The organism is Pelagibacterium luteolum (assembly GCF_900100665.1).
Lineage (GTDB): Bacteria > Pseudomonadota > Alphaproteobacteria > Rhizobiales > Devosiaceae > Pelagibacterium > Pelagibacterium luteolum.
Genome location: NZ_FNCS01000002.1, coordinates 382,837 through 405,938, shown reverse-complemented (window position 1 = coordinate 405,938; position 23,102 = coordinate 382,837). Strand labels below are relative to the sequence as shown.

Genomic DNA, 23,102 nt, shown 5'->3' with positions numbered 1-23,102 from the left:
ACGCTCGCGCGCTTCCGGCAACTTCACATGGCTGATCATACAGAGGGGCTTTCTCCGCTCGCCACCGGCATCAAGGGCCGGTGCCCGCGATGTGGCGAAGGCCATCTTTTTAAGGGCTTCCTGACAGTCGCAGAGGGCTGTGAAATCTGCGGGCTGGACTTCAGCTTTGCCGACAGCGGCGACGGCCCGGCCGTGCTCATCATGTTCCCCGTGGGCACCATAGTCATCGTGGGTTGGTTGATCACCGATGCGCTGTTCGGCTGGCCGGCCATCGCTCAATTGTTCATCTGGTTACCGATGACGCTGATCCTGTCTCTGCTTTTGCTGAGGCCGTTCAAGGGCGTGATGATCAACCTGCAATACAAGACCGGAGCCCGGCCCGGGGGCGGCCCCGGCGAGCGGGAAGACCTCTGATGACATCTGCCATGCCATCACGGCGCTTCTGGTCGCCGAGCCGCATCGGGTTCGTCATCCTCATGACGTTCCTCACCGCGCTCTTTGTCACGCTCGGGACGTGGCAGGTTCAGCGCCTGGCTGAGAAGGATGCACTGATCGCGACCGTCGAGGACCGGTTCGATCAACCGCCAGCACCATTTCCCGCTCTCGGCGAATGGGCAGCGCTCGATCCCGAAGCAATCGATTATCGTCCCGTGGTGATATCGGGCGTGTTCGACCATGAACAAACGGTCTTGGTCTTCACAAATCTGGTCGACCGCGCGGGCCAATATGGCGGCGTGGGCTATTGGGTGCTTGCACCCTTGATGACGCCGGACGGCGGCGTCGCCTGGATCAATCGCGGCTTCGTGCCAGAAACGCAGGCCGCCGATTTCATCAATGGCGGCGCGGACGCGCCCACGGGCTCGACAACCATCGAGGCTATTGCCCGTCGGCCACAGCAGGTCAATGCGTTCACGCCCGCTCCTGATGTCGACGCGCGCCGCGAATGGGTGCTCGATCCGACGCGTTTGGCTGCCTTCCTTCCTGATTCGGAAATCGCCGTTGCGCCCGTAATTCTCGATGCCGTGGCAGGACCGGTGGGCGCGTTACCGCAAGGTGGCGAAACTCAGATTACGTTCCCAAATCGCCATCTCGAATATGCGGGCACATGGTATCTCTTTGCTGCCATCACGCCCATCATGGTGGGCTTCTGGCTGTGGCGGCAAAGACGTCCGGCAAATCTTGCTCAACCGGACCGGGCCAATTAGGGTGCGTCCCGTGTCCAGGAGGATTTTCATATAATGCGGTATGTCAGCACGCGCGGTCAGGCGCCGTCGCTTGGGTTCTGTGACGTTGTTCTCACCGGACTTGCGCGCGATGGGGGACTGTACGTTCCCGAGAGCTGGCCGCAGTTTACGGCTGACGAGATTCACAATTTCGGCAATCGCCCGTTTCAGGACACGGCCTTCGCCGTCATTTCCAAATTTGTGGGTGACGAAATCACGCCCGAAGCGTTGCGGACGATGATCAAGTCGGCTTACGCCGGTTTCAATCACCCCTCGGTCGCGCCTTTGGTTGAGCTTGAGCCCGGACATTTCGTCCTCGAGCTTTGGCATGGCCCCACGCTCGCCTTCAAAGACGTGGCCATGCAGTTTCTGGCCCGCGTCATCGACCACGTGCTCAGCAAGCGGGGCGAGCGCGCAACGATCGTCGGCGCGACCTCCGGCGATACCGGCTCGGCTGCGATCGAAGCGTTTCGTGGACGCGAAAATACCGATATCTTCATCCTGCACCCTAAGGGCCGGACGTCCGAAATCCAGCGGCGCCAGATGACCACGGTGCGCGATGACAATGTCCACAACATCGCCATCGAAGGCTCGTTCGACGATTGCCAAGCCATCGTCAAAGCGCTGTTCAACGATCATGAATTTCGTGATGGGGCGAAACTGAGCGGCGTCAACTCCATCAACTGGGGCCGCATCGCCGCGCAGGTGGTCTATTATTTCACTGCCGCCGTCGCGCTTGGTGCCCCGCACCGCAAGGTTACGTTCGTTGTGCCCACCGGAAATTTCGGGGACATCTTCGCCGGCTACGTGGCAAAGCAGATGGGCCTTCCGGTCGAAAAGCTGGTCATCGCCACCAACTCCAATGACATTTTGCGGCGCGCCGTCAAATTCGGGCGTTACGAAAAGCGCGGCGTGCAGCAGACCGTCAGCCCCTCGATGGATATCGAGGTTTCATCCAATTTCGAGCGGCTGATGTTTGAGGTCCTCGACCGCGACGGCGAAAAGACTGCGAGCCTTTTCGCGTCGCTTGGACAATCGGGAGGCTTCGCCATTCCCGAGCACGCACTCGAAAAGATCAACGCCGATTTCGGTTCGGGCATGGCCGATGAAAGCGCGACGCGAACCATCATTGCCGACGTGCTCAAGCAGTCCAAATATCTCATCGATCCACACACCGCTGTCGCAGTTGCCGTGGCGCGCGGCTACAACTTCGGACACACGCCGCTCATTACGCTTTCGACCGCGCACCCGGCCAAATTTCCTGACACCGTAGCAGATGCGACCGGGCGTCACCCGGAACTTCCTCCCCATCTCGCCGATTTGGGGACTCGCGAAGAGCGCTTTACGGTGCTCGAAAACGACGACCGCAGCGTCAAGCAATTCATCCGCGAAAAAACGCGGGCCTGGGAGGATTAGGTTTTGACAGTCCAGACGACCACACTCGACAACGGCATGACAGTGATCACCGACGCCATGCCGCACCTCGAAAGCGCCGCGCTTGGGGTTTGGGTGAAGTCGGGTTCGCGAAGCGAGACGGTCGACGAACACGGGGTCTCCCATCTGCTTGAGCATATGGCGTTCAAAGGGACCAAGACACGCTCCGCGCGCGAGATCGCCGAGACCATCGAATCGGTTGGCGGCGACATCAATGCCGCCACCTCGATCGAGCACACAGGGTATTTCGCCCGTGTCCTCAAGGATGACGTAGGGCTCGCCGGCGATATCCTCGCCGACATCCTGCAGAACTCGGTCTTCGACGAGAACGAACTGGCCCGCGAACAGCGCGTCATCTGCCAGGAAATCGGCGCGACGCACGACAACCCCGACGACCACGTCTTTGACCTGTTCCAGGAAGCCGCGTTTCCCGATCAGCCGATCGGCCGCACCATTCTTGGCACTGAAACCTCGGTGAGGGGGTTTAATGCGGACTCCATTCGATCCTACATGGACACCCATTATGTCGGCGACCGGATGGTGATTTCCGCCGCCGGCAACGTCAACCATGACGAGTTGGTGGATCTGGCGCATGACCGGTTTCATATGCTCAAGCCAACCGGCGCTCCCGTGCCGGAAACAGCGCGCTATATCGGTGGCGAATACCGCGAAGTCTCCGACCACGAACAGGCCCATATCGTTCTCGGCCTCGAGGGCAGGGCCTACAATTCCGACGGCTTTTATGCCGCGCAAATCCTCTCGACCATTCTTGGCGGCGGTATGAGCTCGCGGCTCTTCCAGGAAGTGCGCGAGCGCCGCGGGCTATGCTACTCGGTCTATGCCTTTCATTGGGCCTTCGCCGATAGCGGCATTTTTGGCGTTGCGGCCGCAACGGGTGCGGAAGACGTCGCCGAACTCCTGCCCGTCCTGCTCGATGAACTCCAGCGCTCGACACAGGACATCACCGATGCCGAAGTCGCGCGCGTCCGGGCCCAAATCCGCGCCGGGCTTCTGATGTCGCTCGAAAGCCCCTCCGCCCGAGCGGGCCAGTTGGCACGTCAGCAAATCCTGTGGGGGCGTCCGATTGAATTGCAGGAAACCGTCGATCGCATCAACCGAATCGACGCCGAGCGGGTCAAACACGTGGCGGGTCAGATATTCAAAGATGCCAAGCCTGCAGTTGCCGGTATCGGGCCGGTGAAATCGATGCCCGATTACGCCCGGATCGCAGATCACTTCAAATAGGTTGCGCCGATGTTCTCGCTCGCGGTCATCCGTCCGCAGACACCGGTGTTGCGCGGCGACGGGCTTGTCCTGAGAACCCCGCAGCAAAACGACTACGCAGCGTGGCGCGAGCTGCGCTCTCAAAGCCGTTCGTTTCTCGTACCGTTCGAACCGCGCTGGTCGGAGGCCGATCTCAATCTGCGCAACTTTACCGCCCGCGTGCGACGCAATCGGCGCGAGGCGCTGGAAGGCACTGAATATGCCTTGTTTATCTTCCAATCCGACCGGGGACGAGACTTTCTTGTTGGCGGAATGACCCTGTCCAACGTGCGCAGACGCGCCTTTCAGAATGTAACGCTGGGATATTGGATGGGCGCAGAATATGCGGGGAAAGGCATAATGACGCGGGCCGTTGCCCTTGTCTTGCCGTTTGTGTTCGACACCCTCGGCCTGCATCGGATCGAAGCGGCATGCCTACCCGACAATCTTGCCTCCCGCCGCGTTCTTGTCAGCAACGGCTTTTGCGAGATCGGCATCGCCGAGCACTATTTGCAGATCAACGGCGAGTGGAGGGACCACATGCTTTTCGCTCTTACCCGTGAGCACTACGAGGGACTGGCTGGCTGACGATCCCGGCCAAGATTGTCAAACCGGGCCAAATCCGGCTACCACTGGACGCAATTTTCAGGAATTATATTTGATGCCTTCTAGCCGCGCCCGTCTTTTTGTCCTGTTCGCCGTGCTGACTTTGGCATTGGCGGGGCTGACGGCAAGGGCGACCGCGTTCGAAGTCGTCACGGTTCCCGATGGCATCAACGCCGTCAATCTCCGCGCAGCCCTCGACGTTCTGCCCGGTGAAGACGGCAGCGTACAGATCAGTACGGCGCCCGGCGAAGATGGCATCATCCGCCGCATCGAAGTGATCTCGATCCAGGAAGGCACGAACCCCAATTGGGCGGTTTTTGCGTTGCGCAATGAGAGCGACGTGCAGATCGAACGCCTTCTGGTCGCTCCCTATTTCCGCTTGCCCGGCTCGGGTGTCTTGCACCCTGATCTGGGCTCGGGCCGCATCACCGCGATGACACCAAGCCACGGCCTGCGCCCCGAAAGAGTGCCGGACCGCGAGGCCGACGTTTTCGACATCGTCATCGATCCGGGCGCCACGGTTACGTTGGTCGTGGAACTGACCTCCGATACGCTCCCCGAGCTCTACCTTTGGGAGCCAGATGCCTACCGCGACTACATCAATTCCTTCACGCTGTTCCGGGGCGTGGTTCTGGGCATCGCCAGTCTCGCAGCGGTGTTTCTGACCATCATGTTCGTTGTGAAGGGCAGGGGCGTGTTCCCGGCCACAGCGACTTTGGCCTGGGCCGTGCTTGCCTATCTGCTTATCGATTTCGGGATATTTGGGCCCCTTCTGGGCGTGAGCAACGCCAACATCCAGCCCTTTCGCGCCGCTGCGGAGGCGGCGCTGGCCACGGCCTTGTTCGGGTTCTTGTTCATTTACCTCAACCTGCACCGATGGCACTTCCGGTTCACCCATATCGCGCTGGGCCTGTCGGCTATTTTCATCGCGCTGTTCGTCTATGCCTTTTTCAATCCTGCGCTCGCCGCGGGCATCTCGCGATCGTCATTGGCGCTTATAGGACTGGTGGGGATATTCCTCATCCTGCTGCTCTCCATCCGCGGCTATGACCGGGCCGTACTCTTGGTGCCCACATGGGTCATTTTCCTCGCCTGGTTGTTCTACGCCTGGTCGGTTGTGACGGGGCAGGTGTCTAACGACATCGCCCAATCGGCCGTCGCCGGCGGTCTGGTCCTGATCGTGATGCTTTTGGGCTTCACCGCCATCCAGCACGCCTTTTCCGATGGCCAAGTGTCGATCGGGGCGCTGTCGGAGGTTGAGCGCCGCGCTTTGGCAATGACCGGATCGGGCGATTTCGTTTTCGATTGGAACATCGACCGCGACCGCGTCAACGTCTCCGAAGAACTCGCTGTCCGTCTTGGAGAACGCAAGGGGGCCCTGCGCGGCGCGATCAAGCGATGGCTGGATCGCGTTCACCCCGAAGATCGCGACCGTTTCCGCACCGCCCTCGATACCCTCATCGAACTCAAGCGCGGCAAGATCAACTCAGACATCCGCATCGCCGGGTTCGACGGCAATTTCCGCGCCTTCCGCATGCGCGTGAAGCCGGTTCTGGGTGGTGACAGCCAGGTCAACCGCATCGTGGGCAGCTTGCAGGACGTCACCGACGAGCGCGCCTCCCGCGACCGCCTGCTGCACGACGCCGTCCATGACAGCCTCACTGGGCTCCCCAATCGCCAACTGTTCCTCGACCGCCTCGAGCGCGCGCTGGTTCGGTCTCGCGAGTTCGAGGAAGTCAAACCCGCCGTCTTCCTCATCGATCTGGACAAATTCACTGAGATCGACGAGCGCATAGGACATATGGCCGCCGACTCCCTGCTCCTCGCGGTGTCGCGTCGACTGTCACGCCTGCTGCGGCCGCTCGACACATTGGCGCGGATCAGTGGCGACCAGTTTGCAGTCGTGCTGCTGTCGGAACAATCGGCCAGCAAGATCGCCGATATTGCCGAGCAGATGCGCAAGGCCCTGCGTAATCCATTCAACTTCGGTGACCGCGACATGACGCTCACCGCGTCGATCGGCATCACAATTTACGACAACAAGCCTGCCACCGCTGAGGATGTGCTGCGCGACGCTGAACTCGCCATGCACTACGCCAAGCGTCACGGCGGCGATCGCATCGAAGCCTTCCGCGCCGCGACCCGCTCGATTGCCGTTTATGCGCAGGCCATGGAAGACGATCTCAGAGACGCGTTGGAGCGTCGAGACCTCCAGCTTTATTACCAGCCGATTGTCGATATCCAGAACGATAACCGCATCATCGGCGCCGAGGCCCTCCTGCGCTGGCAACACCCAGAACGAGGTCAGGTCAGCCCCTCCGCCTTCGTTCCGCTGGCTGAACGAACCGGCCAGATCGAAAAGCTCGGACGGATCGCTTTTGAAGAGGCAGCCGAACAGGCCCGTGTCTTGAGCACCACGTTCAAACTGCCCGACGATTTCTACATATCGGTCAATATGTCGGCGGCTCAGCTGACCAGCGAATCTCTGCTCAATGACATGCGAACCCTCGTCGCCCAGCACAAGTCTGTTGCCCGTCACATGAAGCTCGAAGTCACCGAAAGTCAGGTGATGACCAATCCAGAGCACGCGGTCTACATGCTACAGGCCTTCAAGGCCCTCGGTCTTGGCTTGGCGCTGGACGATTTCGGCACCGGATACTCGTCCCTCGCCTATCTGCATCGGTTTCCGTTCGACACCATCAAGCTGCCGGCGGAATTCATCCAGATCCGTGACGATAGCGGCGTGTCCCACACTCAAATCCCCATCATCGCAGCAGTCGTGGGGCTTGCCCGCGAGCTAGACCTCGCGCTCATTGCCGAGGGTGTGGAAACCGATGATGAAATTGCGCGCCTCAAGAGCCTTGAATGCCGCTACGCCCAGGGCTTCGCCTTCGGCGCAGCCATGCCCGGCCAAGAGTTCGCCCGCCGGTTACAAGCCCAACAGTCAAAAGCGTGATGGGTTTCTAAGCCGACCCAGACGTGGGGCTTAGCGTCGCGCGGGTAATGCCGAGGCTTGCCAGCGCTGCATCGTACTTCTTGCCGGCGGGAAGAGAAAACAGCAAATCGTCCGTGCGTTCGACGGTCAGCCAGCCGTTTTGGCGCAGCTCTTCTTCGAGCTGTCCCGAATTCCAGCCGCAATAGCCGAGCGCTAGAAGGCTCTTTTCCGGGCCCGACCCCTCGACCATGGCGCGCAGCACGTCGAGCGTTGCCGTGAGGTAGATGCCGGTGTCCACCGCAAACGAATTGCCATCGCGAAAATAATCCGCGCTATGCAAGACGAACCCGCGGCTTGAATCGACAGGGCCGCCGCGAAAGACGTCCTGTGCCAAAAGTCGGTCCGGAATTCGGATCACCTCTGAGGTGTCACCCAAATCGATCTCTTCGACGATATCGGAAACGTGCATGTCCGGCATGGGTTGGTTGACGACCAAACCCATAGCGCCATCCTCACCATGCGCCACGAGGTAAATCACGGTTTCGGCGAAACGCTCGTCTGCCATGTCGGGCGTGGCGACGAGAAACTGTCCTTTGAGCGATTCCATAGTCTTCTCGCTTTCCATTCGCCGCTCCTTCAAAGGTAGAGATTTTCAGAAGATATTCAAATGCCGGTCGATCACGAAGCGATGATCATCTTTGCCTTTTACGGGACGGGGTGGTCGGCTATTGCTGATCGCCATGCGCACCCCATTGGTACTTTCTCTTATCATCGTCTTCGCTTGCTCACCCGCCCTGGGCTCGGAATCGGCTTGGGTCGAACTGACCCCCGGCGTCGATCTCCGTCTCGTCTCCTCCGACGTTGTCACCGAAGACGGCACGGTATGGATGGGCCTTGAGTTCAACATGCCCGAGGATACCAAAACCTATTGGCGCGTGCCCGGCGAATCCGGAATTCCCCTCGAACTTGATGCAACAGCGTCGACCGGCATCGGTTCCATCGACGTGGCATGGCCATATCCCAAACGGGAAATCTATGATGGCTACCTCGATCACAGCTATTACGGCCCGACCCTGATTCCGTTGGAAGTTTCCCTAGGCGCTGATCGTCCGCATATCGACCTCGACATCATGGTCGGGATCTGTTCCGACATCTGCGTACCGGCAATGGCTCGGCTTGAACTGGCCCCCAGCCTGGACGCCGCGGATGCGCCCAATCAATTACGCATCCGCCAGGCGCTGGCAGACGTCCCGCTGCCCGACGACTCCGAGGATATTTTCGGTGCCGCCCTTTTCGATGCCAACAGAAATGCGGTGTTATTGGCGCGGCATGCGAGCGAATTCGATGTCGATACGATGATCGCCGAACTCGTTGGCACGACGATGGTTTTCGACGCCCCGCGTCTCTCGTCCGATGGTGGCGCCATAGTCTTCCCGGTCCTCGGGCGCGTGAAACCTGAGATGTTTTCCGAGGGAACGATGCGCTTTTCCTTCGATACGCAGGAAGGCAGCTTCGAGACGCTGAGGCCCGTGACGACCGAGCACTGACGGCAGCGTATGAGCCGTCCTCGTGTGCGTGCTTGCTCGACGGCGCGACCGATTTCCCTTAAGACAAGCACTATGGTGAGCCAGCGACCCGTCACGAGTCGCGGGTATTCCGCCCCGACCTATTGCCTTTGCGAGGACACATGACGATTGAGCCCGGCCAGACCATTCCTTCGGTGCCCGTAAAGCACGTAACCGACCAAGGCGTCACCGACGCGACGAGCGCTGAAATCCTGGGAAGCGGCACGGTCGTCTTTTTCACTGTCCCCGGTGCGTTTACGCCGACCTGCCATCTCAATCACCTTCCTGGATATTTGGCTGCCGCTGATCAGCTCAAGGCCGCCGGGGTCGACAAGATCGTCTGCGGCACAGTCAACGACCATCATGTTGTAAAAGCCTGGGCCGAAGCCACCGGAGCGGGCACGACAATCGAATTTCTCGCAGATGGCTTGGGCAAGCTGGCGCGTGAACTCGGGCTCGTGCGCGACCTTTCCGGAGGCGGCCTTGGACTTCGGTTCAACCGCGCCTCTCTCCTGATCCGCGATGGCGTCGTCGAAGTCGTCAACGTTGAAGGCGCCCCGGGGGAGGTGACCAGCTCAGGCGCGCCCGCTATGCTCGAAGCCTTGTCGTCACGCTAAGGGCTGAGGAAGAAAAAGATGCTGGCACAGGCGTTCAAGCTGACCGGAGCCGTGGCGATCGCCGCCATGCTCGCCGGGTGTTCGATGGGCTCGATGTTCGGCGGCAGTGATGACGCGAGCTATGCCAATCTCAACGCCAGTCAGACCCAGGTCGCCCAGGCGGCCAGCGGCGCCATGCCCGCCATCGCCACCCAATGTCCGCCTATCCGCATTCGCCCTGGCGCGGAATTCTACCGCTCCTATACCGGCAACCGCACGTCGGATCCCAGCGCCTTGCGCTATCAGGGGCTGATAGACCGCGTGTCGCGCAACTGCGTGGCCTCTAACGGCCTGATCACCATCAGCATGGGCGCGGTCGGCCGCGTCATTGTTGGGCCCTCGGGCGCGCAGGGCAATGTGAACATGCCCATTCGCTTCGCCGTCCAGCGAGACGGCTTGGCGATATATTCCGAGCGCTATGACGTCGCGGTCACGACGAACCCGTCCAGCGCCAACGAATTCAGCCACACTGTTGAAAATGTCTCGATCCCCTATGTTGGCGGCGAGCAGATCACCATTTGGGTGGGTTTCGATAACTAGCTGATTGACGCACGCGGCCATATTGTCCATGGTCGCGACCGTCAGCGGGAGAGATCCCGGCCATCGAGCCGTGACGCCGAAGGAGCAACCGCCCCGGAAACTCTCAGGCAAAAGGGACCGCTGAGCTCTGAGTGTTGCCAGGAGACGTGGTTTCCATTTTTCTGGTTCGGCAACGCGAAAGGCAAAAGTGGCCGTGTTCAATCTGCGATAGCAGGGTGAGCGACGGCCAGAACTCTGGAAAGCGGGAACGCACTGTTCCCCACCGACGGGCGTAGCCGGGCACTTGTGGCAAGCAAGCTGCCCGGGAAATCTCTCAGGTTGACCGACAGAGGGGGCACCGCGCTACGATGCACATCTGCATCGTCGGGTGTCGCTTGAGGTAAACCGGAGAAGTCCCTATGGCCGATGGCCCCCAGACCGACCTTTTAAAGACCGCGCTCTATGATCGTCACGTCGCCCATGGCGGCCGCATCGTCGAATTCGGCGGCTATGCGCTGCCCGTCCAATACAAAGGCATCGTTGCCGAACATGCGCACACGCGTGATGCGGCCAGCCTTTTCGATGTATCCCATATGGGCCAGGTCGTCGTCACCGGACCCGATCATGCAACAACGATCGCAGCGCTCGAGGCGCTGACACCCGCCGATCTGGCATCGCTTGCGCCGGGCGATATGCGCTACACAGTTCTGCTCAATGCTGATGGTGGCATCGAGGACGACCTCATCATCACACGTCCCGCCGAGGGCCAGGAGCCTGACGGCGTGATGTACATGGTCGTTAACGCCGCGCGAAAGCATCACGACCTGGACTTAATGCGCACCCATGGCGCAGCCGATATCACCTACGACCTCCGCGACGATCTCGCTCTTATCGCGCTTCAAGGCCCGCAAGCGGCCGAAGTGCTGAGTCGGCACACAGACATCATTGGCAAATTGGGGTTCATGCAGGCCGGTCCTGCGACCATCGCCGGTGTCGCGGTCAACGTCTCTCGCTCCGGCTACACCGGCGAGGACGGGTTCGAGCTTTCCGTCGCCAACACCGATGCCCCCAAAATCTTCGACCTTCTGGCCGCAGACGACCGCGTCGAGCCCGCCGGCCTCGGCGCCCGTGACAGCCTGCGCCTCGAAGCCGGATTGTGCCTCTACGGCCATGACATGAACGATGCCATCGATCCCGTAACCGCCGGACTGATTTTTGCGATCGGCAAGCGCCGTCGCACCGAGGGCGGATTTGCGGGAGCCGATACCGTTCTGTCCCGCATTGCCAAAGGCCCCGACGACAAGCGCGTCGGCATTCGCTTTGAGGGCCGCCAGCCCGTGCGCGAAGGCGCCGAACTGGTCGATGCCAACGGCAATGTCATAGGGCGTATCACCTCGGGCACCTTCGCGCCAACTGCGCAGGCCTCGATCGCCATGGGCTACGTGCCCGCTGACATCGCGAGCGAAGGTGAAGCCGTAACCGCCATGGTGCGCGGCAAACCCATCGCCGGCACCATCGCCAAAATGCCATTTGTCCAGCAGCGCTATTACCGCAAACCGGCCTGACCAGAAGGGTACCTCACAATGACCACTCGTTACACCACCGACCACGAATATATCCGCGCCGAAGGCAAGATCGGCACAGTGGGTATCTCAAGCTACGCCCAGGAGCAGCTTGGCGATATCGTCTTTGTCGAGCTGCCTGCAGTCGGCGCCACCTTCAAGAAGGGCGATGAAGCCGCGGTCGTGGAGTCGGTCAAGGCCGCATCAGAAATCTACGCTCCCGTCTCCGGCACCGTGACCGAGGTCAATGACGCGCTTTCGGACGAACCCGGCCTGATCAACACCGATCCCGCAGCCGGCGGCTGGATTTTCAAGATCGAAATCGCCGACGAAGCCGAACTCGAAGGCCTCATGGACGACGCCGCCTACGCCGACCACACAGCTTAAATTCCAGACCCGGGAGCCGCGATGCGCTATCTGCCCCATTCAGCCGCCGACCGCGAGCACATGCTTGCGACCATCGGCGCCGCTTCGATCGACGAGCTGTTTTCGACCGTTCCAAAATCGGTGCTCGGCACGTTCAGTCCGGACCTGCCAGATCACCAGCCCGAATTCGCCGTTGAAGCGCACATGCGCGCTTTGGCCGGCAAGAATCATGCTGCTGGCGATGGCCCGTTTTTCGTTGGTGCGGGCGCTTATCGCCATCACGTCCCGGCCACTGTCGACCACCTGATCCAGCGCTCCGAATGGCTCACAGCCTACACGCCGTACCAGCCGGAAATCTCTCAGGGCACGCTCCAGATGCTCTTTGAGTTCCAGACCCAGGTGGCGAACCTCACCGGCATGGATGTCGCCAACGCCTCGATGTATGACGGCTCGACCGCGACGGCGGAAGCTGTGTTGATGGCGCGGCGCATTACGAAACGAAACAAGGTGTTCCTTTCGGGCGGCCTGCACCCGCAATATCGCGACACGGTCGTGACCTATCTCTCCGGAGAAGAAGGGCTCGAATGTCTTTCGCCATCGCCCGAAGGGCAGGGCGATATCGTCGATCATATCGATGACCAGACCGCTGCCATCGTCATCCAGACGCCAGATTTTTACGGCCATCTTCGCAACGTCTCCGCACTGGCCGAGGCGGCGCACGCCAAGGGCGCGTTGCTGATCGTCGTCGTCACCGAAATCGTCTCGCTCGGCCTGCTCGAAGCGCCTGGCGCGCTCGGCGCAGATATCGTCGTCGCCGAGGGCCAGTCGATCGGCAACCCACTGACTTTTGGTGGCCCCTATGTCGGGCTGCTCGCCTGCCGCGACAAATTCGTACGCCAGATGCCCGGTCGTCTCTGCGGCGAAACCGTCGATGCGGACGGCCAGCGCGGCTTCGTGCTCACGCTCTCGACTCGTGAACAGCATATCCGCCGCGAAAAGGCGACGTCGAACATCTGCACCAATTCCGGCCTTTGTGCGCTGGCCTTCACCATCCATCTCTCGCTCCTGGGCGAAAAAGGACTGACCCGACTGGCCAAGCTCAATCACGCCCGCGCTGTCGCCTTGGCAGACGCGCTCGAGGGCGCAGGCCTTGAAGTTCTCAACAACAGCTTCTTTAACGAGATGACGGTTCGCCTGCCTTCGCCCGCCACGCCAATCGTTGAGGCCCTCGCTCAAAAAGGCATCCTTGCCGGCCTGCCGGTATCGCGTCTCGAGCCGGGCAAACCCGAGGTCGAAAACCTCCTGGTCCTGGCGGCCACCGAACTGACGACCGACGCCGACATCGCCGCTTTCGTCGACAGCCTAAAGGGAGAACTGGCATGAGCATGAACAGCCAAGGCCGTCCCACGGCGCCCGCGGCAGAATCGCGCACCGTTTCATCTGGTCCGGCAGCTTTGCTTCCCGCAGAGCCGCTGCTTTTTGAAATCGGCGATCGCGATCATTCCGGCGTCGATTTGCCGGATGTCGAAGTCGATGACAGCCGCCTCGGCGGCCTGCGCCGTAAAGCGCCGCTTGACCTTCCGGGCCTAACCGAACCCGAAGCCTTGCGCCACTATGTGCGTCTGTCGCGCCGCAACTACTCGATCGACTCGGGCATGTATCCCCTCGGCTCGTGCACGATGAAGCACAACCCACGACTGAACGAAAAAATGGCGCGCCTTCCGGGCTTCGCCGACGTTCACCCGCTCCAGCCCGTCTCTACGGTTCAGGGCGCCCTCGGCATCATGGAGCAGTTGAGCCATTGGCTCATGGAATTGACCAACACCGCAGCCGTGGCGCTCTCGCCCAAAGCGGGAGCTCATGGCGAATTGTGCGGCATGATGGCCATCAAGGCAGCGCATGAGGCCAAGGGGCAGGGGCATCGCAAGATTGTCCTAGTCCCCGAAAGCGCTCACGGCACCAATCCGGCGACGGCCGCATTCCTCGGCTATTCGGTGAAATCGATCGATGCCAACGAAAACGGTACCGTCGATGTCGAGGCAGTCGTTGCCGCGCTCAGCGACGACGTCGCCGCCATCATGCTGACCAATCCCAACACCTGCGGCCTCTTCGAATCGCAGATCATCGAGATCGCCAAGGCGGTCCATGACGCCGGAGCGTATTTTTACTGCGATGGCGCCAATTTCAACGCCATCATGGGCGTGGTGCGTCCGGGCGATCTCGGCATCGATGCCATGCACATCAACCTCCACAAGACCTTCTCGACGCCCCATGGCGGCGGCGGTCCGGGTTCCGGCCCGGTCGTCCTCTCGGAAGCGCTCGCGCCCTATGCGCCCGTGCCTTTCATCCGCAAGAACGGCGAGAATATCGGGCTGGTCGAACATGCCGAGGATGGCAGCTTCGGCCGCCTCACAGCCTTCCACGGCCAGATGGGCATGTATGTCCGCGCGCTCACCTACATGCTCAGCCACGGCGCCGACGGGTTGGCGCAGGCGGCACGCGACGCCGTTCTCAACGCCAACTACATAAAGGCCCGGCTCGACGATCTCTTCTCGGCCCCATTCGATGGCCAGCCGGTCATGCACGAAGTCTTGTTCGACGACAGCTTCCTCAAGGGCACCGATGTCTCGACCCTCGATTTCGCCAAGGCGATGATCGATGAAGGCTTCCATCCAATGACCATGTATTTCCCTCTGGTCGTCCATGGCGCCATGTTGATCGAGCCCACCGAAAGCGAGTCGCTCCAGACGCTGGACGTCTTCATCGAGACAATGCGTGATCTCGCCCACGATGCCAAAGCCGGCAATGTCGGGCGGTTTACCCAGGCGCCCATGCGCGCCCCGCTGCGCCGACTCGATGAAACGCGCGCCGCGCGCCAGCCCAAGCTGAAATGGTCGCAAGAGGACCAAAGGGCCAAGGCAGCCGAATGAGATGGATAGGGCCCGCAAGTTGCGGGCCCTTTTTTCTTCAGCACAAAATGCATTGATCCATACGGCAAACGCCCTAAACTCGCCCCGCACTAGTCGGAGGGCGCCTATGTCGAATATGAACCCCCACGTGCTTGAAACCTTCAGGTTTCAAGCCGAGGCCTGCCGAAGTTTGGGCTCACCGTTCACAGCACGGCTTTGCGAACTTCTCGCCGAACGTCTGACTGATTCGTCGCGATTCGGAGCGCGAATCATCTCATGGCCCGAATCAGCTCGCGCCGATGCCTTGGCCCTGAGGGCAACGGGTGCGCTCCATTCGCTGGTACGGTCCGGTCGCGCCCGCGAACTCGCAACGCTCTATCCCCCGCTGGAAGCCAAGCCAGACCAGCTCTGGTCAGCGATCGAAGCGGCGATCGCCAAGCACGACGATTATCTCCACGATTTTCTCGATAGCCCGCCGCAGACAAATGAGGTCATGCGCTCATCGGCCCTGCTGGGCATGTCGCTACGGCTCACGGAACGTCTCAAAATGCCGTTGGCGCTCTATGAGATCGGTGCCAGTGCCGGCCTGAACCTCGCGTTCGACCGCTATCACTACATCCTCGGCGAAGACCGTGAGTGGGGAGACCCCGATGCCCTCGTTCATCTCGAAAGCGAATGGCGCGGCAATCTTCCGCCACTGGAAACCGAGCTGGAAATCGCCTCGCGCTCGGGCTGCGACCGCAACCCGCTCGATCCGCACAATCCCGAGGCAGTGGAGCGCCAGCTTTCCTATATCTGGGCCGACCAGCACCAGCGCATCGGCCGCGTCTCCGCCGCACTCTCTGCGGCCGCCTCCATGCCCTATGCTGTCGAAAAGGCCGATGCCGCAGACTGGGTGGAGAGCAAACTCGCTGAAACGCCTGAGCCGGGCGTCGCGCGGGTGTTCTTCTACACCATCGTCTGGCAGTATCTGCCGCGCGCAACCAAGGATCGCATAGACGCCGCGTTCGCCTTGGCTGGTGCCAACGCGACGGCCGATACGCCGCTGGTCCGCATGTATATGGAAGCCGAGGACCACCCCGCGGGTGCCGTCCTCAAACAGACGCTGTGGCCGGGCGGCGAAAAGGAAACCGCCGGCTTGACCGACTACCACGGCCGCTGGGTCGACTGGGCTTGAGACAATAAAAAAAAGGGCGGCTCAACGGCCGCCCTTAAAACTTAGCTGAGGCGAAACCTCAGTCGAGCGCGGCAACCGCGATGATTTCGACCCGAAGGTTCGGCGAAGCCAGACGCGCTTCGTAGCAGGCGCGGGCAGGGGGATTGGCCGGGTCGATCCACTTGTCGTAAACCGAGTTCATGGCAGCGAAGTCGGCGATGTTGGGCAACAGAACCTGAACCGACAGAACCTTGGACTTGGTGCTGCCTGCTTCGGCCAGGAGGGCGTCGACCTTTTCCAGCACCTGTGCTGTCTGCTCTTCGATGGACCCAAATTCGTCCTTGGCCACCTGGCCCGCGAGATAGAGCGTGTTGCCATGCTTTACGGCCTGGCTCATGCGCGACCCTGCGTGAAGACGTTCGATAGTCATGATGATCTCCTTACCTGATACGGAAACGGGCCCCGTGGGGCCCGCCAATTAAAATATCGCTGCAGGGCCTTAGTTGAGGCGGCTTGCAACGTCCTTGATCGACTGATCGACCAGCGCGCCGCCATGCTCGCGAGCTTGGTCGGCAAGCAGAATGCGGGCCGCCTCGATCGCAACGTCTGCAGAGCGCGAACGCACCTCCGAGAGGGCCTGAGCTTCCGCCTGCGCGATCTTGTCTTCGACAGCCTTCGTGCGACGCGCGACAAGATCCTCGAGTGCCTTCTCGGCTTCGGCGGTCAGGCGCTCGGCTTCGTCACGTGCTGCAGCGACGATCTCTTCGGCCTCCGTTTCGGCTGCCTTGCGCTTGCGCTCATATTCGGCAAGCAGGGCCTGAGCCTCTTCGCGCAGGCGCCGCGCTTCGTCGAGGTCGGCCTCGATCTTGGCAATGCGCGCATCCATGATCCGAGCGATGAGGCCGGGGACCTTGAAGTAGATGATGATCGCGAAAAACAGCAGAAGCGCGATGAACGCCCAGAAAGTGGCATCGAATTCCATAGCGCCTTACTCCTTGACCTTGGCGACCGCGTCGCGCGCCGCCTTGACCGGGACCTTGCCGATAAGCTGTGCAACGACGGCTTGCGCGGTTTCGGCGGCGATTTCGTCGACATGCCCCATGGCCTCAGCCTTGGTTGCGGAGATCCGCTCTTCGGCAGCAGCCACCTTCTTGACCAGGTTGGCTTCGACCTTGCTCCGCTCGGCGTCGAGCTTGGTCTTGTTTTCCCCGCGGGCCTGCTCGGCGATCGCATGTGCGTTCGAGCGTGCTTCAGCCAACGCTGCTTCGTAGGACGCAATGGCCTGATCGGTCTTCTGACGCAGGCGCTCGGCCTCTGCCAGATCGCCTTCAATGCGATCGCGACGTTCTTCGAGAATGACGCCGATGCGCGGCAGCGCGACCTTCTTCATAATGAAGTAAAGCGCGGCAAAGCTGATCACCAGCCACAGGAGCTGGGACGGATATGTCGTCGCATCGAATGGAGGAAACACACCCGAGACGTGTTCTTCGCCATCAACACCGATTGTTTCGTGTGTTTCGCCGTCGGGAGACTCCTCGAGCGACACGATATTGGATTCGAGAGGTTCGACGACCTCTGCTGCCGGTGCTTCCTGAGCCTGGACCTGGCTAATCATGCGCTATCCGCCAATTGAATGGTTTGGTGGGCCGATACGAGACCGGCACATGACGAGGCAGCCGAAGCGTACTCCGGCCGCCTTCATATGTCTGTTGCGGAAATTAGACCGCGAACAGGAGCAGAAGGGCAACCAGGAACGAGAAGATGCCCAGAGCTTCGGTCACAGCAAAACCGAAAATCAGGTTACCGGACTGGCTGGGAGCGGCCGACGGGTTGCGCAGGGCACCCGACAGGAAGCTCCCGAAGATGTTTGCCACGCCAATGGCGGCGCCAGCCATACCGAAACAGGCGATACCGGCACCGATGTACTTTGCGGCTTCAGCTTCCATTTTGTGATCCTTTCAAAGGCTTAGAACTGTTGGGGTCTATTTGGAATTTAATGCGACGGATGGATCGCATCGTTGAGGTACATGGAAGTCAGTACGGCAAAGACGTATGCCTGAACTGTCGAAACCATGAATTCGAGAGCGGTGATGGCCACGCCCATGATGAGCGGCAGGATTGCGCCCACAACACCCACCGCGCCGAGCGAAGCGAGTGAAACGACGAACCCGGTGAACACCTTAAGTGTGATGTGACCGGCAAGCATGTTGCCGAAGAGACGAACCGAGAGCGAAATCGGACGCGAGAGGAACGAGATCACTTCGATCGGCGTCACGATCGGAACGATATAGCCGGGCACGCCTGCGGGAACGAACAGCTTGAGGAATTTCGGTCCGTTCTTGACGAAGCCGTACACCACGACCACCGTCATAACCAGCATCGCCAAGGCGAATGTCACGATGATCTGGCTGGTAAAGGTATAGAAGTACGGGATCATGCCGTACATGTTCCCGATGAAGATGAACATGAACAGCGAGAACACCAGCGGGAAGAACTTCATTCCCTCGGTGCCCGCGTTACTTCGGACCATATTGGCCACGAACTCATAAGCCATTTCCGACGATAGCTGCCAGCGATTGGGCACAAGGCCACGGCGGCGCGTCGTCAGGATCAGATAGGCTGCAATGGTCAGTGTCGTCAGAACCATAAACAGCGCGGAATTGGTGAAAGCGAGCGTGATGCCGCTACCTTCCGTACCGTCACCGCCGATCGTGCCGAAGGTGAAGATATCGTAGATGACAAACTGGTGAATCGGATCGTTCGCCAAGGTCTAAAGCCCCTATCTCGCCCTTCAGTCCAACTTTTCCGCATCGTCAGATGCGGGCTTCTGAGCATTAAGCTCCGCCACTACACGAGTGACATTCAAAATTCCAGCGGCAAAACCCAGCATGAACATGATGAGCAAAGCCCAAGGCGATGTGCCAGCTGCCAAGTCGATCACGTAGCCGATGCCCGAGCCGACAAGGATAGCTGCGACAAACTCGGCCCCGATGCGCAATCCGCGCGCCAGTGTCGACATGTCGCCCTGCCTGGAAGCGTTCTGGCTGCCGTTTGCCGCCGCGCGCGCTTCCTGTGCTTTTCGTATCCGCGCGCCCAGTTCCGAAGTTTCGGAGCTTGAGCGCTTGGGTTCAGCCGGTTTGTCGTCGGATTTGGTCACGTTAAAACCACCGCTCCAGCCCAGCCGGACACCCGGCAGGAGGGTGCCTTCAAAGTCGCGCGCACCATAGTTGTGGCTCCCCCCAGTGTCAAGCTGATGCCGTTGGCAAAAAGAAAAGTAAAAACAAATAGATAGCAAGAGCCTGACAAGGGTGCGGCATATGGTCAACGCGCTGAATGTGGTGCCACGATGGCAGCGCCGGGGATTCTGTCGCTCCCTTAGCGTGCGGCCGTCCCTACGAATGCTCTCCCGAAAACAAGCATGTCGTCAGCAAAACGCTCATCCATCAGCTCGCCTCGAGAAAGGTTTCCGCGGTCCGCAGATCAACCGACACGAGCTGGCTGACGCCACGCTCTGGCATGGTCACGCCGAACAACCTGTCCATACGGCTCATGGTGATGGGATTATGCGTAATCACCACGAACCGCGTATCGGTGCGCTGCCGCATCGATTCGAGCAGATTGCAGAACCGCTCGACATTGGCGTCATCGAGCGGGGCATCGACTTCGTCGAGCACGCAGATCGGTGCCGGATTGGTTAGGAACACCGCAAAGATCAGGCTCATCGCCGTCAGCGCCTGCTCGCCACCCGACAGAAGCGTCATGGTCTGTGGCTTCTTCCCCGGAGGCTTTGCGATGATTTCCAGCCCCGCCTGCAGCGGATCGTCGCTTTCCACAAAGGTCAGCTCCGCGGTGCCACCACCAAACAGCGTCGTAAACAGGTCGCGGAAATGCGCGTTCACCTTCTCGAACGCTTCGGTCAGCCGCGCCCGGCCTTCGCGATTGAGATTGGAAATGCCCACCCGCAGCTTGGCGATGGCCGCGATCAGGTCCTCCCGATCCGAAACCATGGTATCGAGCTTTTCCTGAACCTCGGTCGCTTCCTGCTCCGCCATGAGGTTCACGCCGCCAAGACGTTCGCGCTCGGCCTTGAGCCGCTCGACACGCGCTTCAGTCGCCTGCTCCTCGGGTAGCGCCATCTCCGGTCGAATCTGAGCCGCCTCGGCTGTCTTGTCGGCAGCGATGCCCAGAATTTCCGTAATTTGCCGCTCGATCTGCTGGCGCGCGGTCACATTGGCCTTCAGCCGCTCTTCCACCCGCGCCATTTCTGCGCGCGTATCAGCCAGAGCTTCGGCGGCCAGCCTCGCAGCGTGATCGGCCTCCTTGAAGGCCGCCTGCGCCTCCTGCAATTTATCGGAGGCCCGCTTGCGCGCATATTCGGCATCTTCGATCTGGTCGTCGAGTTCCGCGCGCCGACGATCAAACGAATCCGGGGTGGCGTCGAGTTCGCCGATCTGCCCGTCGATTTCGCCGCGCCGACGCCTGAGCGTTTCGATCTGGCTTTGCGCGCCCTGCCGCCGCCGCTGCCAGCTCTCGAGTTCCTGGGCAATGCGCGTCAAACGCGACTGCCGCATCTGGGAGGCGCTTTCATATCCCGCCATGCGCATGCGCGCCTGCTCGGCGGCATCGCGAAGGCTCGATAGCGCACGCTGGCGCGTTTCAGCCTCGCGCACGGCATCGCCCTCTTCGCCCAGCTCGGCCAAAACGGCCTGCGCCTCTTCTGCATTGGCGCGAGCATCCGCCAGGCTGTCATCCAGCCGCGTGCGCGCCTCTTCAAGTGCGGTGTGGCGAGCGTTGAGCTCCGCCAAATTCTTCTGCGCGGCGTCGAGACCGGCCTGAGCAGCCGAAATTGCCCGCTGCGCTTCGCGCCATGCCGTGCGCTGGGCCGTTTCGGTCTGACGCGCAGTCTCCAGCCGGAGGCGCAACGCGCTCACGCGGTCCTGCGCAGAACTTCGCTCAATGCGCAGTGCCTTGATTTCGCTGTCGAGTTCGGCCAGCCGATTGCGCTGCGCCAGCCGTTGCGCGGCGGCAGTCGGCGCATCGGCCTTGGCGATAAATCCGTCCCAGCGCCACAATCCACCGTCTCGGCTGACGAGGCGCTGACCGGGTTTGAGCTCTGCCATCAAACGTAGCCCGCTCGCACCATCCTCAACGAGACCGATCTGGTCGAGGCGACGCGTGAGCAACCCCGTCCCGGAAACAAACCGCGACAGCGGATCGACGCCCTCCGGAAGCTGCGGATCATCGGACCCATCCCCCGCATCGCTCCAATACATTGGTGCGGCACTGTCGGACGACGCATCGAGATCATCACCCAGCGCCGCGCCCAACGCTGTTTCAATCCCCGGCGCCACAGTCAGCGCATCGACGATCGACGGCCAGAGCGAGCCGCCATCCACATTGAGCACACGGGCCAGGGTCTCCGCCTCGCTCTCGACGCGGTTGAGACGGCCCTCTAGGTCAGCCAGCAGCGGTTGCGCGGCGTCCAGTTCGGCTTGTGAATCTCCAACTGCCGCCTCGGCAATTTCCACCCGCTCTTCGGCAACCGCCGCGCCCTCTTGCGCCGCTTCGAGAGCCGCACGGCGCTCGGCAAATGTGTGGTCGGCATCGAGGCTGGCCTGCACCGCCGCGACATCACGCGCCACATCGGCCAACTGACTTTCGAACCGTGCCACCCGCTGCCCAGCCTCTTCGGCAGCGCGTGTCGCTTGCGTCCGCTGCGCCCGAATGGCAGCCACCGCATCGGCAGCCTGCCGCGCCAGCATTTCCGCCTCATCGAGAGCCGCACGCGCCTCGTCAGCCTGAGCGCGCGCCATTTCGCTTGCCTCGGCGTCTGTTTCGGCAGCTTCGGTCAATTCACTCCGCTCGCCGTCGAGATTGGCGATCAATCCCTCGCTCTCTTCGATCAACGCCCCTTCGCGCCCGATATCGGTGTCGATCTGCTTGAGGCGATCTTCCAGTTCCGCCCGGCGCGAATTGGCCCGACGCAATTCCTCCTCGAGCTGGCTGCGCAAGATCGTCAGCCGTTGCAGCACAGCCCCTGCGGCCGCGTCAGCATCGCGCAATGGCTGCAACTCGGCATCCATCGCCTCGACGATCTTTTTTGCCTGATGCTCGGTGTGGCTGGCCTCGGCCAGTTGATTGAGCAATCGCCCCTGATGCGCCTCGGTTTCCTTTTCGGCAAACCGCGTCTTGACCCATCGGATATGATAAAGCGTTGCTTCCGCCCGCCTGATGTCACCGGAAAGCGCACGATACCGCGTCGCCTGTCGCGCCTGCCGCTTGAGCGTTTCCAGTTGCACCTCGACTTGGGCGATAATGTCGTCGACGCGTTCGAGGTTCTGCTCCGCCGCGCGCAGGCGCAACTCAGCCTCATGCCGCCGCGAATGCAGTCCGGAAATCCCTGCCGCTTCTTCCAGCAGCGCGCGTCTCTGCGTCGGTTTGGCGGCGATCAACTCGCCGATCTGCCCCTGGCGTACCAGCGCCGGAGAATGGGCCCCCGTCGAAGCATCGGCAAACATCAGCTGCACGTCGCGTGCCCGCACTTCGCGGCCGTTGATGCGATAGACCGATCCCTGCTCGCGCTCGATGCGACGGCTGATCTCGATCGTGTCGGATGTATTGAACTGCTGCGGTGCCGTGCGATCGGCGTTGTCGAGGACGACAGTGACTTCGGCGGAGTTCCGGGCAGGGCGGTTGCCCGAGCCCGAAAAGATCACATCGTCCATGCCCGAGGCGCGCATGGCCTTGTATGAGCTTTCGCCCATCACCCAGCGCAGCGCTTCGACGAGATTGGATTTGCCACACCCATTCGGCCCGACGACCCCGGTAATACCGGGTTCGAGCACGAGTTCGACAGGGTCTGTGAAGGATTTGAAGCCTAAGAGCCTGAGGCGCGAAAATTTCATTCC

At 61.1% G+C, this 23,102-nt stretch carries 22 protein-coding genes and 2 riboswitches; of the genes, 14 read left to right on the top strand and 8 right to left on the bottom strand.

Annotation, left to right across the window (positions count from 1 at the left end; all coding sequences use genetic code 11):
- Window positions 1-27: 27 nt before the first annotated feature.
- The 6 genes from BLR31_RS06040 to BLR31_RS06015 all read left to right on the top strand — a co-directional run bounded on the left by BLR31_RS06040 (window position 28) and on the right by BLR31_RS06015 (window position 7,482).
- Window positions 28-414, top strand: a complete 387-nt coding sequence (locus tag BLR31_RS06040) for a DUF983 domain-containing protein (RefSeq protein ID WP_090593396.1) — start codon at window positions 28-30, stop codon at window positions 412-414.
- Window positions 414-1,205: an SURF1 family protein gene (locus BLR31_RS06035; RefSeq protein WP_090593393.1), complete on the top strand. Its 792-nt coding sequence runs from the start codon at window positions 414-416 to the stop codon at window positions 1,203-1,205. The genes BLR31_RS06040 and BLR31_RS06035 overlap by 1 nt, the downstream gene beginning before the upstream one ends.
- Window positions 1,206-1,238: 33 nt before the next feature.
- On the top strand, window positions 1,239-2,639 hold the full coding sequence (thrC, locus tag BLR31_RS06030; RefSeq protein ID WP_090593390.1) for a threonine synthase: 1,401 nt from the start codon (window positions 1,239-1,241) through the stop codon (window positions 2,637-2,639).
- 3 nt (window positions 2,640-2,642) lie between these two features.
- On the top strand, window positions 2,643-3,902 hold the full coding sequence (locus tag BLR31_RS06025) for a M16 family metallopeptidase (protein WP_090593388.1): 1,260 nt from the start codon (window positions 2,643-2,645) through the stop codon (window positions 3,900-3,902).
- A gap of 9 nt (window positions 3,903-3,911) precedes the next feature.
- Entirely contained in the window at window positions 3,912-4,508 is a 597-nt protein-coding gene (locus BLR31_RS06020; RefSeq protein WP_090593385.1) for a GNAT family N-acetyltransferase, read from the top strand.
- A 73-nt stretch (window positions 4,509-4,581) separates the two neighbouring features.
- Window positions 4,582-7,482 carry an EAL domain-containing protein gene (locus tag BLR31_RS06015; protein ID WP_090593382.1) on the top strand — a complete coding sequence of 967 codons (2,901 nt, stop codon included), beginning with the start codon at window positions 4,582-4,584 and terminating at the stop codon, window positions 7,480-7,482.
- Between the two features lie 7 nt (window positions 7,483-7,489).
- Here the strand turns inward: BLR31_RS06015 and BLR31_RS06010 are convergent, their stop codons facing one another.
- On the bottom strand, window positions 7,490-8,086 hold the full coding sequence (locus tag BLR31_RS06010) for a YqgE/AlgH family protein (protein ID WP_244504956.1): 597 nt from the start codon (window positions 8,084-8,086) through the stop codon (window positions 7,490-7,492).
- A gap of 127 nt (window positions 8,087-8,213) precedes the next feature.
- On the opposite strand from BLR31_RS06010, the gene BLR31_RS06005 reads away from it, so the two are divergent.
- The 8 genes from BLR31_RS06005 to BLR31_RS05970 all read left to right on the top strand — a co-directional run bounded on the left by BLR31_RS06005 (window position 8,214) and on the right by BLR31_RS05970 (window position 16,215).
- Entirely contained in the window at window positions 8,214-9,008 is a 795-nt protein-coding gene (locus BLR31_RS06005) for a protein-disulfide reductase DsbD domain-containing protein (RefSeq protein WP_176762536.1), read from the top strand.
- Between the two features lie 140 nt (window positions 9,009-9,148).
- On the top strand, window positions 9,149-9,643 hold the full coding sequence (locus tag BLR31_RS06000) for a peroxiredoxin family protein (protein WP_090593376.1): 495 nt from the start codon (window positions 9,149-9,151) through the stop codon (window positions 9,641-9,643).
- Window positions 9,644-9,661: 18 nt separating this feature from the next.
- The gene (locus BLR31_RS05995; RefSeq protein ID WP_090593372.1) at window positions 9,662-10,222 is read left to right on the top strand and encodes a hypothetical protein; all 561 of its coding nucleotides are present in this window, start codon (window positions 9,662-9,664) and stop codon (window positions 10,220-10,222) included.
- Window positions 10,223-10,257: 35 nt separating this feature from the next.
- Window positions 10,258-10,352: riboswitch (glycine riboswitch) on the top strand.
- A 94-nt stretch (window positions 10,353-10,446) separates the two neighbouring features.
- Window positions 10,447-10,561, top strand: a riboswitch (glycine riboswitch).
- 59 nt (window positions 10,562-10,620) lie between these two features.
- Window positions 10,621-11,766, top strand: coding sequence for a glycine cleavage system aminomethyltransferase GcvT (gene gcvT / locus BLR31_RS05990; RefSeq protein ID WP_090593370.1), 1,146 nt, complete (start codon window positions 10,621-10,623; stop codon window positions 11,764-11,766).
- Between the two features lie 18 nt (window positions 11,767-11,784).
- Window positions 11,785-12,150 (top strand): glycine cleavage system protein GcvH, encoded by a 366-nt coding sequence (gene gcvH / locus BLR31_RS05985; protein WP_090593368.1) that lies wholly within the window; start codon window positions 11,785-11,787, stop codon window positions 12,148-12,150.
- Window positions 12,151-12,171: 21 nt separating this feature from the next.
- A complete protein-coding gene (gcvPA, locus tag BLR31_RS05980; protein WP_090593365.1) occupies window positions 12,172-13,512 on the top strand; it encodes an aminomethyl-transferring glycine dehydrogenase subunit GcvPA in 1,341 nt (446 codons plus the stop codon).
- The gene (gcvPB, locus tag BLR31_RS05975; protein ID WP_090593362.1) at window positions 13,509-15,059 is read left to right on the top strand and encodes an aminomethyl-transferring glycine dehydrogenase subunit GcvPB; all 1,551 of its coding nucleotides are present in this window, start codon (window positions 13,509-13,511) and stop codon (window positions 15,057-15,059) included. Before gcvPA ends, gcvPB begins: the two co-directional genes overlap by 4 nt.
- Window positions 15,060-15,165: 106 nt before the next feature.
- Window positions 15,166-16,215, top strand: coding sequence for a DUF2332 domain-containing protein (locus BLR31_RS05970; RefSeq protein WP_342027581.1), 1,050 nt, complete (start codon window positions 15,166-15,168; stop codon window positions 16,213-16,215).
- A 58-nt stretch (window positions 16,216-16,273) separates the two neighbouring features.
- On the opposite strand, the gene BLR31_RS05965 is transcribed toward BLR31_RS05970, so the two are convergent.
- The 7 genes from BLR31_RS05965 to BLR31_RS05935 form a co-directional block, all read right to left on the bottom strand.
- A complete protein-coding gene (locus tag BLR31_RS05965; protein WP_090593726.1) occupies window positions 16,274-16,624 on the bottom strand; it encodes a RidA family protein in 351 nt (116 codons plus the stop codon).
- Window positions 16,625-16,693: 69 nt separating this feature from the next.
- Window positions 16,694-17,176 carry a F0F1 ATP synthase subunit B family protein gene (locus tag BLR31_RS05960; protein ID WP_090593359.1) on the bottom strand — a complete coding sequence of 161 codons (483 nt, stop codon included), beginning with the start codon at window positions 17,174-17,176 and terminating at the stop codon, window positions 16,694-16,696.
- Window positions 17,177-17,182: 6 nt separating this feature from the next.
- The gene (locus BLR31_RS05955) at window positions 17,183-17,809 is read right to left on the bottom strand and encodes a F0F1 ATP synthase subunit B (protein WP_090593356.1); all 627 of its coding nucleotides are present in this window, start codon (window positions 17,807-17,809) and stop codon (window positions 17,183-17,185) included.
- A 103-nt stretch (window positions 17,810-17,912) separates the two neighbouring features.
- Window positions 17,913-18,140 (bottom strand): F0F1 ATP synthase subunit C, encoded by a 228-nt coding sequence (locus tag BLR31_RS05950; RefSeq protein WP_090593351.1) that lies wholly within the window; start codon window positions 18,138-18,140, stop codon window positions 17,913-17,915.
- 47 nt (window positions 18,141-18,187) lie between these two features.
- The gene (locus BLR31_RS05945) at window positions 18,188-18,961 is read right to left on the bottom strand and encodes a F0F1 ATP synthase subunit A (protein WP_090593349.1); all 774 of its coding nucleotides are present in this window, start codon (window positions 18,959-18,961) and stop codon (window positions 18,188-18,190) included.
- Window positions 18,962-18,985: 24 nt separating this feature from the next.
- A complete protein-coding gene (locus BLR31_RS21990) occupies window positions 18,986-19,519 on the bottom strand; it encodes an AtpZ/AtpI family protein (RefSeq protein WP_244504955.1) in 534 nt (177 codons plus the stop codon).
- Window positions 19,520-19,637: 118 nt separating this feature from the next.
- A complete protein-coding gene (locus BLR31_RS05935; protein WP_090593346.1) occupies window positions 19,638-23,099 on the bottom strand; it encodes an AAA family ATPase in 3,462 nt (1,153 codons plus the stop codon).
- Window positions 23,100-23,102 lie beyond the last annotated feature (3 nt).